This is a genomic window from Oleiphilus sp. HI0066 (assembly GCF_001635725.1).
The window spans coordinates 1-293 of the sequence record NZ_LWFH01000958.1 but is presented as its reverse complement, the minus strand read 5'-3'; the positions used below and the strand labels follow the sequence as shown (position 1 = coordinate 293).

Here is a 293-nt window from a genome sequence, read left to right as displayed (position 1 = left end):
ATCTAAATGCACTTCCATATTACCTGTGCCTTTGAATTCTTCGTAGATGACTTCATCCATCTTCGAACCAGTATCAACAAGTGCTGTTGCGATGATGGTTAAGCTGCCACCTTCTTCGACGTTACGTGCTGCACCAAAGAAACGCTTTGGACGCTCTAGTGCGTGCGCATCAACACCACCGGTAAGAACCTTACCAGAGCTTGGAATAATCGTGTTGTAAGCGCGTGCAAGACGTGTAATCGAGTCGAGAATAATGACCACATCTTGCTTGTGTTCAACAAGACGCTTAGCCT

Annotated in this window: 1 pseudogene; it reads right to left on the bottom strand. The window is 46.1% G+C overall.

Annotated features, from left to right (window positions below):
* Positions 1-293: pseudogene (rho, locus tag A3738_RS10840) on the bottom strand (transcription termination factor Rho); the annotation flags it as partial.